Origin of the sequence: Paraburkholderia sp. GAS32, from assembly GCF_050434225.1 — a bacterium.
GTDB classification, from domain to species: Bacteria; Pseudomonadota; Gammaproteobacteria; order Burkholderiales; family Burkholderiaceae; genus Paraburkholderia; species Paraburkholderia madseniana.
Window position 1 is genome coordinate 368,672 of the sequence record NZ_JBNPVS010000004.1, and the last position, 15,138, is coordinate 383,809.

Annotated in this window: 11 protein-coding genes; 10 read left to right on the top strand and 1 reads right to left on the bottom strand. The window is 63.0% G+C overall.

Annotation, left to right across the window (positions count from 1 at the left end):
• Positions 1–20: 20 nt before the first annotated feature.
• The 8 genes from P3T25_RS07515 (at position 21) to P3T25_RS07550 (ending at position 8,737) form a co-directional block, all read left to right on the top strand.
• Entirely contained in the window at positions 21–1,637 is a 1,617-nt protein-coding gene (locus tag P3T25_RS07515; RefSeq protein WP_266238654.1) for an ABC transporter substrate-binding protein, read from the top strand.
• Between the two features lie 122 nt (positions 1,638–1,759).
• Complete coding sequence (locus P3T25_RS07520; RefSeq protein WP_097394290.1) at positions 1,760–2,713, top strand: ABC transporter permease; 954 nt, start codon at positions 1,760–1,762, stop codon at positions 2,711–2,713.
• Positions 2,710–3,666 (top strand): ABC transporter permease, encoded by a 957-nt coding sequence (locus P3T25_RS07525; protein WP_429357808.1) that lies wholly within the window; start codon positions 2,710–2,712, stop codon positions 3,664–3,666. Before P3T25_RS07520 ends, P3T25_RS07525 begins: the two co-directional genes overlap by 4 nt.
• Entirely contained in the window at positions 3,666–5,510 is a 1,845-nt protein-coding gene (locus tag P3T25_RS07530) for an ABC transporter ATP-binding protein (protein ID WP_266238656.1), read from the top strand. Before P3T25_RS07525 ends, P3T25_RS07530 begins: the two co-directional genes overlap by 1 nt.
• Positions 5,507–5,821 (top strand): (2Fe-2S)-binding protein, encoded by a 315-nt coding sequence (locus P3T25_RS07535; RefSeq protein WP_266238657.1) that lies wholly within the window; start codon positions 5,507–5,509, stop codon positions 5,819–5,821. The genes P3T25_RS07530 and P3T25_RS07535 overlap by 4 nt, the downstream gene beginning before the upstream one ends.
• The gene (locus tag P3T25_RS07540; RefSeq protein WP_429357809.1) at positions 5,806–7,176 is read left to right on the top strand and encodes an FAD-dependent oxidoreductase; all 1,371 of its coding nucleotides are present in this window, start codon (positions 5,806–5,808) and stop codon (positions 7,174–7,176) included. The genes P3T25_RS07535 and P3T25_RS07540 overlap by 16 nt, the downstream gene beginning before the upstream one ends.
• Complete coding sequence (locus P3T25_RS07545) at positions 7,173–8,342, top strand: NAD(P)/FAD-dependent oxidoreductase (protein ID WP_266238659.1); 1,170 nt, start codon at positions 7,173–7,175, stop codon at positions 8,340–8,342. Before P3T25_RS07540 ends, P3T25_RS07545 begins: the two co-directional genes overlap by 4 nt.
• Positions 8,339–8,737: a helix-turn-helix domain-containing protein gene (locus P3T25_RS07550; protein WP_154562419.1), complete on the top strand. Its 399-nt coding sequence runs from the start codon at positions 8,339–8,341 to the stop codon at positions 8,735–8,737. The genes P3T25_RS07545 and P3T25_RS07550 overlap by 4 nt, the downstream gene beginning before the upstream one ends.
• On the opposite strand, the gene prpR is transcribed toward P3T25_RS07550, so the two are convergent.
• Entirely contained in the window at positions 8,694–10,670 is a 1,977-nt protein-coding gene (gene prpR / locus P3T25_RS07555) for a propionate catabolism operon regulatory protein PrpR (protein WP_168435783.1), read from the bottom strand. The two genes, P3T25_RS07550 and prpR, sit on opposite strands and share 44 nt — an antisense overlap.
• 287 nt (positions 10,671–10,957) lie before the next feature.
• Here prpR and prpC point away from each other — a divergent pair, with 287 nt between their 5' ends.
• Positions 10,958–12,127 (top strand): bifunctional 2-methylcitrate synthase/citrate synthase, encoded by a 1,170-nt coding sequence (prpC, locus tag P3T25_RS07560; protein ID WP_266238660.1) that lies wholly within the window; start codon positions 10,958–10,960, stop codon positions 12,125–12,127.
• Between the two features lie 302 nt (positions 12,128–12,429).
• Complete coding sequence (gene acnD / locus P3T25_RS07565; RefSeq protein WP_266238661.1) at positions 12,430–15,027, top strand: Fe/S-dependent 2-methylisocitrate dehydratase AcnD; 2,598 nt, start codon at positions 12,430–12,432, stop codon at positions 15,025–15,027.
• Positions 15,028–15,138: the final 111 nt, after the last annotated feature.

Genomic DNA, 15,138 nt, shown 5'->3' on the forward strand with positions numbered 1-15,138 from the left:
CACCCTCGCGGAGAAGTTCGATGAATAAGGAAACCTCACAACATGGCGCTCTTCAACTCGGCACCGAGTTGGAGCGATTGACGTCAAAAGGCACGTCGCGGCGCGGCGTGCTGCGCGCGATGGCCGCGGCCGGGATGATGTCGGTAACGGGCGCCGGCCTGTTGACCGCGAGCGGCGAGGCATTTGCGCAAGCGAAGCCGAAGCAGGGCGGCAAAATCCGGGTGGCGACGCAGTCCGCATCGGCCGCCGACACGCTTGATCCCGCAAAGGGTGCGCTCGGCACGGACTATGTCCGCGGCTTCATGTTCTACAACTGCCTGACTGAACTCGATTCGCATCTCGGCGCGAAGATGGCGCTTGCTACCTCGCTGGAGACGACGGATGCGACGGTGTGGGTCGTCAAGCTGCGCCCCGGCGTGCAGTTCCACGACGGCAAGTCGCTCGCACCGGCAGACGTGGTGTACTCGATCATGCGCCATAAGGATCCGGCGACGGCGTCGAAAGCAAAGACGCTCGCCGATCAGATCAAGGAAGTGAAGGCGACGGGTCCGAACGAAGTGACGATCACGCTCGAAGGTCCGAACGCCGATCTGCCGGTAATTCTCGCCACCTCGCATTTCCAGATCATCAAGGATGGCACCAAGGACTTCAAAACGGCGGTCGGCACCGGCCCGTTCAAGGTCAAGGAATTCTCGCCGGGCGTGCGTACGGTTGGCGTGAAGAACGAGAAGTACTGGAAGCCGGGCCTGCCGCATCTGGACGAAGTCGAACTGATCGGTATCGGCGACGAATCGGCGCGCGTGAACGCGCTGCTCTCGGGCGACGTGCAACTGATCAACGCGGTGAGCCCGCGTTCGACCACGCAGATCAAGGGCGCCGGCGGATTCTCCGTGCTGGAGACGAAGACGGGTCTGTACACCGACCTGGTTGTTCGCGACGAAGGCGGCATTACCGGCAACGACGATTTTCGGCGAGGCATGATGTACCTGCAGGACCGCGAGCAGATGCGCCGCGCGATCTTCCAGGGTTACGGCGCGATCGGCAACGACCAACCTATCGATCCGACCAACAAGTACTACCTGGCCGGTTTGCCGCAGCGTACCTTCGATCCGGACAAAGCGAAGTTCTATTTCCAGAAGGCGAAGGTCGGCAGCGCGCCGATCCAGATTTTCGCGTCGCCGGCGGCGGAAGGCTCGGTTGAAATGGCGATGTTCCTTCAACAGGTGGCGCCGCAAGCCGGCCTGAATCTGCAGGTATCGCGCGTGCCGTCCGATGGCTACTGGTCGAACCACTGGATGAAGCATCCGCTGGGTTTCGGCAACGTCAACGCGCGTCCGAGCGCCGACGTGATCTTCACCCAGTTCTTCAAGTCGGACGCACCGTGGAACGAAGCGAACTGGAAGAGCCCGAAGTTCGACCAGATGCTGCTTGCGGCACGCGGCGAACCGGACGATGCGAAGCGCAAGAAGATTTACGGCGACATGCAGGTGCTGGTGCATGAAAACGGCGGCGTCGGCATTCCGCTGTTCCAGAGTTCGCTCGATGCCTACACGGCGAAGCTCAAGGGCCTCGGCTCGATTCCGTTGGCCGGCCTGATGGGCTTCATGTTCGCGGAAAACGTCTGGCTGGATGCTTGAGCCGGCCGTGCCTGACGGACAGTAACAAAGGGTTTCCAGTCTGACGAACTGGGAAGTCGAACCCGGCAATACGCACGCCGCCTGTTCGCGGCGTGCGGCTTCACCCTTGGAGCCGACTTTCGATGAAAGCACATGCGCAACGACTCATCGCCGCGCGCCTTGGCCTCGCGCTGCTTACGCTACTGCTGGTCTCCGCGGTCGTGTTCGCCATCACCGGGCTGCTTCCCGGCGATGCCGCTCAACAGGCGCTCGGCCAGGCGGCAACGCCGGAAGCCGTCGCGGCATTGCGGCATCAGTTCGGGCTCGACCAGCCGGCGCTGCAACGCTACTTCGAGTGGCTCATTCATATTGTGAGCGGCAACTTCGGCACCTCGCTGTCGAACAATCTGCCCGTGAGCGAGTTGATCGCCACGCGCCTGCCGAATTCGCTGGTGCTGGCCGGGCTGACGGCACTGGTCTCGGTGCCCGTGGCCTTGCTGATCGGTATTTCGTCGGCGATGTTCCGTGGTTCGCTGCTCGATCGCACGCTCAACGTGCTCACGCTGTCGACGGTGGCCGTGCCGGAGTTTCTGATTGCCACCATCGCCGTGCTGATCTTCGCCGTCAAGCTGCGCTGGCTGCCGGCGCTGTCGTATCTCTCGGAAGTGCATTCGTTCGGCGCGCTGCTGCGCATCTACGCGATGCCGGTGATGACGCTGTGCTGCGTGATCGTCGCGCAGATGGCGCGCATGACGCGAGCCGCGGTGCTTGATCAGCTCAATTCGTCGTATGTGGAAATGGCGGTGTTGAAGGGCGCGTCGCCTGCGCGCGTGGTGCTGCGGCATGTGTTGCCCAACACCATCGGCCCGATTGCCAATGCGGTGGCGTTGAGCCTCTCGTATCTGTTCGGCGGCGTGGTGATCGTGGAATCGATCTTCAACTATCCTGGCCTCGCGAGCTTGATGGTGGATGCCGTCACCAATCGTGACATGCCGCTCGTGCAGGGCTGCGTGATGGTGTTCTGCGCAGCGTATCTCGCGTTGGTGTTGATCGCCGACCTGTGTCAAATCGTATCCAATCCGAGGCTGCGTCGATGATGAGCCAACCTACCAATCCCCACGTTCCTCATATTCCCCATGCCACTACTGAGCTGTACGACCTGGGCGTCGATGAACCCGTCATCGAGACGCCAGTCGTCGAGACGGCCGCGCTGAAGCAGGGCGTGTTGAAACGGCTGGTGCACCGCTTCTCCGTGCTCGGCCTGATCGGCCTCGTGCTGGTGACTTTCTGGCTGATCGTCGCGTTCATCGGGCCGCTGGTTGCACCGTATAAAGGCGGCACGCTGACGTCGACGGAGATTTTCGGCCGCTATAGCGCGGCATATCCGCTCGGCACCGACTATCTCGGCCGCGATATGTTGAGCCGGATTCTCTACGGCGCGCGCTATACGATGGGCCTCGCGCTGGCCGCAGCCGTGCTCGCCAGTTTGATCGGCACGTTCTTCGGTTTGCTCGCCGCGGTGTCCGGGCGCTGGGTCGATGAAATCCTGAGCCGTCTGTTCGACGCGTTGATTTCGATTCCGAGCAAGGTGCTCGCGCTCGTGGTGATCGCGGCGTTCGGTTCGTCGATCCCGATGTTGACGACGGTTGCCGCTTTGGCCTACATCCCCGGCGCATTCCGTATTTCGCGCTCGCTCGCGGTGAACCTGATGGGTCTGGAGTACGTGCAGGTGGCGAGAGCGCGCGGCGAGGGCATCTTCTATATTGCACGCGTCGAAGTGCTGCCGAACATGATTCATCCGATGCTCGCCGATTTTGGTTTGCGCTTCGTGTTCATCGTGCTGCTGCTGAGCGGGCTGAGTTTCCTCGGCCTTGGCGTGCAGCCGCCGAATGCTGATTGGGGGTCGCTCGTGCGCGAGAACATCGGTGGTTTGTCCGAGGGCGCGCCTGCCGTTCTGATGCCGGCCGTTGCGATTGCGACGCTGACCATCGGCATGAATCTGCTGATCGACAACTTGCGGCGCCGTGGCCGTAGCCATGGAGGTGCATGATGGCTGATCGGGACATGATTGAAGTGAAGGGCCTGCGGGTCGTCGCCGGTGCGGCGCCGGGGCCGGTGACGGAGATCGTCAAGGGCGTCGATTTTTCGGTGAAGAAGGGCGAGGTGCTGGCGCTGATCGGCGAGTCGGGCTCGGGTAAGACGACCATCGCGTTGTCGTTGCTCGGTTATGCGCGGGCAGGATGTTCGATCAGCAGTGGCTCGGTGCGCGTCGGCGAGGTGGATGTGCTGTCGCTCGATGCCAAGGGCCGTCGCGCACTGCGGGCACGGACTGTGGCGTATGTTGCGCAGAGTGCGTCGGCAGGGTTCAATCCGGCGCGCACGATCATGGATCAGGTGACCGAGCCCGCATTGCTGCATCACTTGATGACGAAAGACGCCGCGCGCGCGAAAGCGATCGACCTGTTTCGCGCGTTGGCGCTGCCCGCGCCGGAGACGATCGGCGAGCGGTATCCGCATCAGGTGTCCGGCGGCCAGTTGCAGCGCTTGATGGCCGCGATGGCGTTGATCACCGATCCCGCGGTGGTGGTGTTCGACGAGCCGACCACCGCGCTAGATGTCACCACGCAGATCGAGGTGCTTGCGGCCTTCAAGAAAGTGATTCGCGAACTGGGCACGACCGCCGTGTACGTGTCGCACGATCTGGCTGTGGTCGCGCAGATGGCGGACCGCATCGTCGTGCTGAATGGCGGCGCGGTGAAAGAGAACGGCGTGGTCGCGCAAGTGCTCGATGCGCCGGTGGATGCTTATACGCGTCAACTGCTTGCCGCTACACGTCGGCCGGAAGCGGAACTGGAGACGCCGAAGAATCTCGGCAAGCACATCCCGCCGCTGCTCGAAATTCGTGGGCTCTCGGCGGGTTACGGACGTATCGATCGCTTCGGTAATCCCGCCGTGCGCGTGCTCGACGACGTCAGTTTGTCGATTCCGCGCGGCAGCACGCTCGGCGTGATCGGCGAATCCGGCTCCGGCAAGACGACGCTCGCGCGCGTGGTGGCCGGTCTTGTCGACCGTGCGGGCGGCGAAGTGTTGTTCGACGGCAAGCCGTTGCCCGCACAACTGTCGCGCCGCACGCCGGAGCAGTATCGCCAGATCCAGATCGTGTTTCAGAACGCCGATACGGCGCTGAACCCGAGTCATTCCATCGCCGATATCCTGGGCCGTCCGCTCGCGTTCTATCACCATCTGAGTGGCTCGGCTGCGAAGAAACGCATGCTGGAACTGCTCGATCTGGTGAAGCTGCCGGCTTCGATTGCCACGCGCACGCCTGCCGGACTGTCCGGCGGCCAGAAGCAGCGTGTGAATCTGGCGCGCGCGCTTGCGGCAGATCCCGCGTTGATCCTCTGCGACGAAGTGACCTCCGCGCTCGATACGGTGGTCGGTGCGGCGATCCTCGATCTGCTGGCCGAATTGCGCCGTGAACTCGGCGTGTCGTACATGTTCATCAGCCACGACATCTCGACCGTGCGAGCGATTTGCGACGAAGTGATCGTTCTGTATGCGGGGCATCGCGTGGAAGCCGGGCAACGCGATGTGCTCGCAGCGCCGCCGTATCACCCGTACACGGAATTGCTGGTGGATTCGGTGCCTGCTTTGAAACCGGGCTGGCTCGATGCGCGCCGCGAGATCGGTTGTGCCACGTTGCCGGCGATGGGTGAGAGCGCAGATATTCCCGAGTTGTGCGCGTTCCGCGCGCGCTGCCCGGTGCGTATCGACGGTATGTGCAATATGACGCCGCCGTCCTTGAAGAAACTACCTTCGGGCGCGGAGATTCTTTGCCATCATCCGGCCGCCGAGTTGAATCGCTTGCAGACCGAAGAGGTGGCCCCGGTATGAACGGACGATTTGTGCGGCTCGCGGAGACGGGCCGCAAGACGTTTTCGATTACCGTAGACGGCGTCGAGCGCGACGCCGCCGAGGGCGACACGTTGATGGTTGCCTTGCTGACCGGCGTGAGCACGTTGCGCGATTCCGAATTCGGCGATGGCCGCCGGGCCGGTTTCTGTTTGATGGGCGCGTGCCAGGATTGCTGGGTCTGGACCGCGCAAGGCGAACGCATGCGGGCGTGCAGTACGCCTGCGGCGCCGGGCATGTCGATCGTGACGAAGCTGGCCGAAGCTGCGGAGGGTGTATGGCCCCGCGTGTAGTGATCATCGGCACCGGGCCGGCGGGCGTGCGCGCTGCACAGGCGCTGGTCGAAGCGGGGCTGCGGCCGACAGTCATCGATGAAGGGCGGCGCGACGGTGGCCAGATCTATCGGCGGCAACCGGAAGGGTTTTCGCGCAGCTACGAGACGTTGTACGGCACTGAGGCTGAGCGCGCTGCTTCGTTGCACCAAAGCTTCGATGCGCTGAAGGGCAAGATAGATTATCTGCCGGAGACGCTGGTCTGGAATATTTCGCCGAACACCGTGCATCTGGCAAGCGGCACGCATTACCAGACGCTAAGGTTCGATTCCCTGATTGTTTGCAGCGGCGCGACGGATCGGCTGATGCCGGTCAAGGGCTGGCACCAGGCCGGCACGTATAGCCTCGGCGGCGCGCAGGTCGCGCTGAAATCGCAGGGCTGCGCGATCGGCTCGCGCATCGTGATGATGGGCAGCGGGCCGCTGCTGTATCTCGTGGCCGCGCAATACGTGAAGGCGGGTGCACAAGTGGCCGCAGTGCTCGATACGTCGACATTCATGCAGCGTGTGGCTGCGCTGCCGCGTTTGCTGGCGATTCCCGCCGCGCTCAAAAAGGGGATTGCGTTGACGCGTGTGTTGGCAAAGGCTCGCGTGCCGGTTCATCGCGGCGTGCAACCTTTGGAGATCAAAGGCTCGCCGCAAGACGGCGTAAGCGGCGTCCTGGTTGCTTTGGCTGACGGCGAGCTTCTGGAACTGGCATGCGATGCCGTCGCACTCGGTTATCACCTGCGTCCGGAGACGCAGCTTGCTGACCTCGCCGGGTGCCGCTTCCTGTTCGACGACAACACGCAGCAGTGGCTTCCGCAAATCGACGACGACGGCCGTAGCAGCGTCAAGGGCGTCTACCTGGCGGGCGATGGCGCAAGAGTGCGCGGTGCGGATGCAGCCGAACGTTCGGGGCGCCTCGCGGCTTTGGCGGCGTTGCGCGATCACGGCATGCAGGTCGGAGGCGTCGAGCAGTTGCGCGCCGAACTCGCACGTTTCACGCGCTTTGCCACGGGCCTGCGGGAAGCCTTCCCATGGCCGGCGAAATTCGCCGCGTCCTTGCCGGATGAAACGATCGTCTGCCGCTGTGAAGCAATTACAGCCGGCGAACTGCGCCGTGTGGTGCACGCGACCGGCGCGCAGGAAGCCAATCGCGCGAAGGCGTTTTCGCGCGTCGGCATGGGCCGCTGTCAGGGGCGCTATTGCGGCCACGCAGGCGCGGAAATCATCGCGGCGGCGGCTTGTGTGCCGTTGTCTTCGGTGGGACGGTTGCGCGGCCAGGCGCCGGTCAAACCGCTGCCTGTGGCGCTTGCCGAAGAGGTGAGCGAATGAGCGCGACGACTACAAACGAAGCCGATGTGATCGTGATCGGCGGCGGCATCATGGGGACGACAACCGCCTTCTTCCTGCGTCAGCGCAAGCGTTCGGTGATCCTGCTCGAACGTGGACTCACGGGACAGCAGGCGAGCGGCGTGAACTTCGGCGGCATTCGTCGGCAGGGGCGCGCGCTACCGCAACTGGCAATGGCGAATCGTGCGCTGCGCACATGGCAACGCTCCACGGAACTGCTTGGCGAGGACATCGAGTTTCTGGCGTCGGGCCACACACGCGTGTGCTACCACCAGAAAGACGTGGAGAATTTCGATCAATATGCGATCGACGCCCGCGCGTATGGTCTCGACCTCAACGTGCTGCACGGCGACGCCATGTTCCAACGCTTTCCGTTTCTCGGACGCGAGGTGCTGGCGGCATCGATTTCGCCACTCGATGGCCACGCCAATCCGCGTCTCGCCGCGCCTGCGTTTGGTCGTGCGGCCGCGCGGCTCGGTGCCCAGGTGATCGAGAACACTGAGATCGTGCGCGTCGAAAAAGACGGTGAGCGGTTTCGCGTGGAGAGCGCAGGCGGTGACGTGTATTGGGCCGCGCAACTCGTGATCTGCGCGGGCGCCTGGGCGAGCCGCCTCACCGAACAGTTCGGCGAACCCGTTCCGCTCGTCGCGAGTGGACCGCAGATGGCGGTGACCGAGCCGGTGCCGTATGTGTTCAAGTCGTCGATGGGGGTGTTCACATCGATCAAGGAAGAGAGCATCTATTTCCGCCAGATTCCGCGCGGCAATATCATTCTCGGCGGCGGTCCCGCTGGGCCGGCGGATGCCGTGACGTGCCGCGCATCGGTCCTGCCGCGCAACACCGTTCGGCAAGTCGCACAGTTGCGGCGGCTCGTGCCCGCGATGGCGCCGCTGCATGTGATTCGCGTGTGGAGCGGCGTGGAAAGTTATCTGCCCGACGGCGAACCGGTGATCGGCACGAGCAGCAAGGTCGACGGTCTTTACTACGCGTTCGGTTTCTGCGGCTCGGGTTTTCAGATCGGACCGGGTGTTGGCGAGACGCTGGCCGAGCTCGTCGATACAGGTCGTACGGACATTCCCCTCGACGTGTTTTCCGTCACCCGGTTCGCGAAGCAAGCCGCGCCCCGCTCGACTATCGCGACGTCATGAAACAGTCCATCAGCCTCAATGCCGCCCGGGCGTTTATCGAAGCCCATTTCGACGAACCGGTGACGCTCGCGCAACTCGCCGCGCTGTCCGCGCTCAGCGTGTCGCGCTTCGCGACGGTGTTTCGTCAGCAGTATGGTTCGTCACCGTATCGCTATCTGTGCGGGCTGCGGATTCAGCGGGCGCAGACTCTGTTGCTCGAAGGTGTGCCGGGATCGGTCGTTGCCACGGAGGTGGGATTCTTCGATCAAAGCCACTTTGGCCGGCATTTCAAACGATGCTGCGGGATGACGCCCAGCATGTTCATCGCGCGCGCCGGTGCGAACGCGGCAAAACACGGCGGCGTCGTTCAGACTACTGCGCCGCGTTCAGCTTCCGCCATAACGTCGTCTTGCTGATGCCGAGTGCCTGGCAAACCGCATCGCGATCGCCATCGCAGGCGGCGAGGGCGGCGCGGATTTCGTCTGCTTCCACGTGACGGCTGCGCTCGCGTAACGTTAGCGCTGCTTTCTTCGTGCGCGCTTGGGGCAGCTCGAAGATTTCAGGCGCGACGGTGCGCAGTACCTCGCGCGTGAAGAGGGTTTCTGCTGCGCCGTTTGAGTCAGTGCCCGTGCCCACGTCCGCATCTGCCAGTTCAACCGCAATCCGTTCAATCACGTTCTGTAGTTCACGCACGTTGCCCGGCCAGGTGTAGCGCTTTAACGGCTCACTGAGACTAGCGAGGACGCGTCTCGCCGCATCCGCATGGGGCAGGCGAGCCGCCAGTCTCGGCTCACGCGACGCCGCCTGCAGCAACAATTCGACCGCGAGCGGCAGCAGATCGGTTGGCCGCTCGCGCAGCGGCGGCAGCGCGATGCTCAGAATGTTGAGCCGGTAGTAAAGGTCCGCGCGAAAACTGCCCGCCTCGATCCCTTCAGTCAACGCGCGATGCGTTGCCGCGACGACCCGGATGTCCACTCGCGTCGGCTCAGTCGAACCCAGCCGCACGACTTCACGTTCCTGCAGCACACGCAATAACCGACTCTGCAACGACAGCGGCATCTCGGCGATTTCATCGAGAAACAGCGTCCCGCGGTGCGCCACCTCGATCAGCCCCGCCTTGCCGCCTTTGCGTGCACCGGTGAACGCGCCTTCCTCATAACCGAACAACTCGCTCTCGAGCAACGCCTCAGGAAACGCGCCGCAATTGATGGCGACGAAGGCGAAGTCGCGCCGCGCGCTCAACTGATGCATGCTCTGCGCGACCATCTCCTTGCCGGTGCCGCTTTCGCCGAGAATCAGCACGGTGGCGTCCGATTTCGCGTAGCGCTGCACGAGCGTGCGGACCCGTTCGATCGAATCGGATACGCCGACGATATCGCCAAGCTGATAACGCGCGCTGAACTGCTGCACGCGCTGGCGCGAGCGCAACGTGCGGTCGAGCCGTTCGACCGCGCGCGATTCCTGAAACGTCAGCACGGTGCCTGCCGCCGAGCTGCTGCTCGCGAGCGGCCCGCGATGTACGACGTAGCTCGCGCCACGTACCGTGCAGAACGTGTCGCCGTCTGAGTCCGGCAAGCTGCCGGCGAGATCCGGCGCGAGCTCGAGCAGCGCCCGGCCCACTGCCTGTGCCGCATCGATGCCGAGCACGCTGGCAAGGCGCTGGTTCATCGCTTCGACGCGCCCTTGCGCATCGAGCGCGACGACGCCGTCGCGCAGATGCTGCAGCAGATTGTCGAGCCGTTGACGCCGAACTGTTTCGCGGCGAGTGGCCTGTGCGACTTCGAGTGCGGTATCGAACGCAGCGCGTACCGAGGCGCGTGAGTACAGAAACACCGCGCCCATGCCGGCGTTCGCCGCGAGGTCGGCAATGAGCCCCGGGCCGACCACGGCCTGGATGCCGCGATCGCGCAGATCGAGAACGACACTCTCCGCATCCTGCGCCGACTGATACGACGCAAATGTCACATCGATGCCGTACGCGGCGATGAAGCGCCGCACTTCGTCTGGCGTGTCGCCGTGCGTGACGAGTGCGACCCTGGCGCCGTCGCGCCGCGCTCGCGCAAGCGCGTGCATCACGTCGAAGCCGGTTGGGCCGATCAGCACGACCGGTACGCTGACACGCGTTTTCAGATACGCGCCGTTGGAGCCGCCGGCAATCACGACATCCGGACGCCCGGCACCGACCGCGTCGATCTCATGCACGGCGTCTTCGAAGCCATGCGAGACGATGCGCAGATCGGCGCGTTCGACGTACTCGCCGGCAATGTCGAAGAACAGATCACGCAGACGGCTGATGCTGACGGCCCAGATGCGAGGGCGCTGCGCGGGGTCGAAGGGGGGCGTGCTCACGGCGGGGGCTCGTTGTCTGGAGAGAGAGGCGGGAAGGACGAGAGGTTCGCCTATTATGCACCTGTCGTTTTCGAATTTGAAATCTTCGATTTCACTTATGAAATCAGGCGGCGAGGTGGCCAGGACATGATTTTTGTTAAATCAGGCACTTAGCGGCGTGCGTTCCGCATGGCCCATTCTTTGCGTTATAGCCTCCGTTTTCACCGGTTACCGCATCGAAACCCTGAAAGACAAGCTCGGCGCGCTGATTGCCGCACGAACGCAACCCCGCAGTTGGAGACGAAATGATGAGTGAAGCCGATAACAGCACGCCGAACGCAGGCGCCTTCAAACCGAAGAAATCCGTCGCCCTGTCTGGCGTGACGGCTGGCAACACTGCCCTTTGCACGGTCGGCAAGACCGGCAACGATCTGCACTACCGCGGCTACGACATTCTCGACATCGCCGGTGCATGCGAATTCGAAGAAATCGCGTATCTGCTGGTCCACGAAAAGCTGCCGACGCAGGCTGAACTGACCGCGTACAAGACCAAGCTCAAGGCGCTGCGCGGATTGCCCGCGAACGTCAAAGCCGCGCTGGAATGGATTCCGGCCGCTGCTCACCCGATGGATGTGATGCGCACCGGCGTGTCGGTGCTCGGCACGGTGCTGCCCGAGAAGGACGACCACAACCTGTCGGGCGCACGCGACATCGCCGACAAGCTGATGGCATCGCTCGGTTCGATGCTGCTGTACTGGTACCACTACTCGCACAACGGCAAGCGCATCGAAGTCGAAACCGATGACGATTCGATCGGCGGTCACTTCCTGCACCTGCTGCACGGTGTGGAACCGTCGAAGGCATGGGTCGATGCGATGCATGTGTCGCTGAACCTGTACGCCGAGCATGAATTCAACGCGTCGACGTTCACCGGCCGTGTGATCGCCGGTACGGGTTCGGACATCTACTCGGCGATTACCGGCGCAATCGGTGCGCTGCGCGGCCCGAAACACGGCGGCGCGAACGAAGCCGCGTTCGAGATCCAGTCGCGCTATCAGACGCCGGATGAGGCCGAAGCCGATATCCGCAAGCGCGTCGAAAACAAGGAAGTGGTGATCGGCTTCGGTCACCCGGTGTACACGATTTCCGACCCCCGCAACAAGGTCATCAAGGAAGTCGCGAAGAAGCTCTCGAAGGAAGCGGGCAACCTGAAGCTGTTCAATATCGCCGAGCGACTTGAAACAGTGATGGCAGATGTGAAGAAGATGTTCCCGAATCTCGACTGGTTCAGCGCGGTCTCGTATCACATGATGGGCGTGCCCACGGCGATGTTCACGCCGCTGTTCGTGATCTCCCGCACCGCAGGCTGGAGCGCGCACATCATCGAGCAGCGGATCGATAACAAGATCATTCGTCCAAGCGCAAATTACACCGGTCCCGACGATCTGCCCTTCGTGCCGCTGGCCAAACGCGTCTAAGCCTGTAAGCGCAAAACCGCAAGCGTTTCTCCTCCATTGCGTCTCACGAGAGCGGCGTAATGAAGTTTGGCCTTGGCTCGCTGGAACCCCCGAGCCAAGGCTGTTTTTTTGCGGGGCGGCGTGCGGTACGTTGTGCGGCGCATCAACGAAACACGCAGCAAGCCGGCGCGCCACCGCGAGCTAAACTACACAGACTGTCCGATTGATACGCGAGCGTTGCGCCGTCTGAAAGAGGGGCAGCGGATTGTGAAGCACGGCTGCCGCCATCGTCCCCGGATCATTATTGTTTTGTCCCCTACGCCATGAATACTGCCAACCGCAAACGCCTTCCCGGCACCCAACTGGACTTCTTCGACACGCGTGCCGCCGTCGATGCAATCCAGCCCGGCGCCTATGACAAGCTGCCGTACACCTCGCGCGTGCTGGCCGAAAACCTCGTGCGCCGCTGCGATCCGGTGACGCTGACGGCTTCGCTCAAGCAGATTATCGAACGCAAGCGCGAGCTGGATTTTCCGTGGTTCCCGGCGCGCGTGGTGTGTCATGACATTCTCGGCCAGACCGCGCTGGTCGACCTCGCTGGTCTGCGCGATGCGATTGCATTACAAGGCGGCGATCCCGCGATGGTCAACCCGGTCGTGCCGACGCAGCTCGTAGTGGATCACTCGCTCGCCGTCGAGTGCGGTGGTTTCGATCCGGATGCGTTCGCGAAGAACCGCGCCATTGAAGATCGCCGTAATGAAGACCGCTTCGACTTCATCAACTGGACCAAGCGCGCGTTCAAGAACGTCGACGTGATTCCGCCTGGCAACGGCATCCTGCACCAGATCAACCTCGAGCGCATGAGCCCGGTGGTGCAGGTGAAAGATGGTGTGGCCTTCCCCGATACGCTGGTCGGCACCGACTCGCATACGCCGATGGTGGATGCGCTCGGTGTGATCGCAATCGGCGTGGGCGGTCTTGAAGCGGAAAGCGTGATGCTGGGCCGCGCGTCTTATATGCGGCTGCCGGATATCGTCGGTGTGGAACTCACGGGCAAGCCGGCTGAGGGCATCACGGCGACTGACGTCGTGCTCTCGCTCACCGAATTTTTGCGCAAAGAGAAAGTGGTCGGCGCGTACCTCGAGTTCTACGGTGCAGGCACGGCCAACCTGACGCTCGGCGATCGCGCGACCATCGCCAACATGGCGCCCGAATTCGGCGCGACAGCGGCGATGTTCTACATCGACGAGCAGACCATCAAGTACCTCAAGCTCACCGGCCGCGACGACGAACTCGTCAAGCTGGTCGAGACCTACGCGAAGGAAACCGGCCTGTGGGGCGATACGCTGAAGCACGCCGAGTATGAACGCGTGCTGACGTTCGATCTGTCTACCGTGGTGCGCACGCTGGCGGGTCCGTCAAACCCGCATCGCCGTTTGCCGGTTTCCGAACTGGCCGCGCGTGGGATCAGCGGCAAGGTAGAGAACGAGCCGGGTCTCATGCCAGACGGCGCGGTGATCATCGCTGCGATCACGAGCTGCACGAACACCAACAACCCGCGCAACATGATCGCCGCCGGTTTGCTGGCGCGTAACGCCAATCAACGCGGACTGACCCGCAAGCCGTGGGCGAAGACGTCGCTCGCGCCGGGCTCGAAGGCGGTCACGCTGTATCTGGAAGAGGCGGGCCTCTTGCCGGAACTGGAGCAATTGGGCTTCGGCGTGGTCGCATATGCGTGCACGTCGTGCAACGGCATGTCGGGTGCGTTGGATCCGGTGATCCAGAAGGAAATCGTCGATCGCGATCTGTATGCGACGGCCGTGCTGTCCGGCAACCGGAACTTCGACGGCCGTATTCATCCGTACGCGAAGCAGGCCTTCCTCGCTTCGCCGCCGCTGGTGGTGGCTTACGCGATTGCCGGGACGATCCGCTTCGACATCGAGAAGGATGTGCTGGGCGTCGACGCCGACGGCAACGAGATCAAGCTGAAGGACATCTGGCCGTCGGATGAAGAGATCGACGCGATCGTCGCTTCGAGCGTGAAGCCGGAGCAGTTCCGCAAAGTGTATGAGCCGATGTTCGCGGTCTCCGTCGATACGGGTGAGAAGGCTGATCCGCTGTACGACTGGCGTCCGATGAGCACGTATATCCGCCGTCCGCCGTATTGGGAAGGCGCGCTTGCCGGTGAGCGCACGCTTACGGGCATGCGTCCGCTGGCTGTGCTGGGCGACAACATCACGACCGACCACCTGTCGCCGTCGAACGCGATTCTGGCGGACAGTGCGTCGGGCGAGTACCTCGCCAAGATGGGCTTGCCGGAAGAGGACTTCAATTCGTACGCAACGCACCGTGGCGATCACCTGACCGCGCAGCGCGCCACCTTCGCGAATCCGACGCTGAAGAACGAGATGGTGCTGGAAGACGGCAAGGTGAAGGCGGGTTCGTTGGCGCGCATCGAGCCTGAGGGCAAGGTGACGCGCATGTGGGAAGCAATCGAAACCTACATGGAGCGCAAGCAGCCGCTGATCGTGATTGCCGGTGCTGACTACGGCCAGGGTTCGTCGCGCGACTGGGCAGCGAAGGGTGTGCGTCTTGCTGGCGCGGAAGCGATTGTTGCGGAAGGGTTCGAGCGGATTCACCGCACGAATCTGGTGGGCATGGGCGTGTTGCCGCTGGAATTCAAGCCTGGCGTGAATCGTCTTACGCTCGCAATCGACGGCACCGAAACCTTCGACGTGATCGGCGAACGCAAACCGCGCGCCGACCTCACGCTCGTGATTCATCGCAAGAGTGGTGAGCGCGTCGAGGTGCCGGTGACGTGCCGCCTGGATACGGCGGAAGAGGTGTCGATCTACGAAGCCGGCGGCGTGTTGCAACGCTTCGCGCAGGACTTTCTTGAATCGACGAAGGCTGCGGCTTAGAGGCCAGTTCAAAAACCCCCTGAGGGGGCTGTTTACTTTCTCGGCAAGCTGTTAACCTTGGATGTCTGAACAACGGAACCCAAGGGATGGAAGCGCCGATCATTGATGACG

What these genes read in the sequence shown, in the direction of transcription:
- P3T25_RS07515 (WP_266238654.1), top strand. Translation starts at nt 21, where the DNA reads ATGAATAAGGAAACCTCACAACATGGCGCTCTTCAACTCGGCACCGAG.
- P3T25_RS07520 (WP_097394290.1), top strand. Translation starts at nt 1,760, where the DNA reads ATGAAAGCACATGCGCAACGACTCATCGCCGCGCGCCTTGGCCTCGCG.
- P3T25_RS07525 (WP_429357808.1), top strand. Translation starts at nt 2,710, where the DNA reads ATGATGAGCCAACCTACCAATCCCCACGTTCCTCATATTCCCCATGCC.
- P3T25_RS07530 (WP_266238656.1), top strand. Translation starts at nt 3,666, where the DNA reads ATGGCTGATCGGGACATGATTGAAGTGAAGGGCCTGCGGGTCGTCGCC.
- P3T25_RS07535 (WP_266238657.1), top strand. Translation starts at nt 5,507, where the DNA reads ATGAACGGACGATTTGTGCGGCTCGCGGAGACGGGCCGCAAGACGTTT.
- P3T25_RS07540 (WP_429357809.1), top strand. Translation starts at nt 5,806, where the DNA reads ATGGCCCCGCGTGTAGTGATCATCGGCACCGGGCCGGCGGGCGTGCGC.
- P3T25_RS07545 (WP_266238659.1), top strand. Translation starts at nt 7,173, where the DNA reads ATGAGCGCGACGACTACAAACGAAGCCGATGTGATCGTGATCGGCGGC.
- P3T25_RS07550 (WP_154562419.1), top strand. Translation starts at nt 8,339, where the DNA reads ATGAAACAGTCCATCAGCCTCAATGCCGCCCGGGCGTTTATCGAAGCC.
- prpC (WP_266238660.1), top strand. Translation starts at nt 10,958, where the DNA reads ATGAGTGAAGCCGATAACAGCACGCCGAACGCAGGCGCCTTCAAACCG.
- acnD (WP_266238661.1), top strand. Translation starts at nt 12,430, where the DNA reads ATGAATACTGCCAACCGCAAACGCCTTCCCGGCACCCAACTGGACTTC.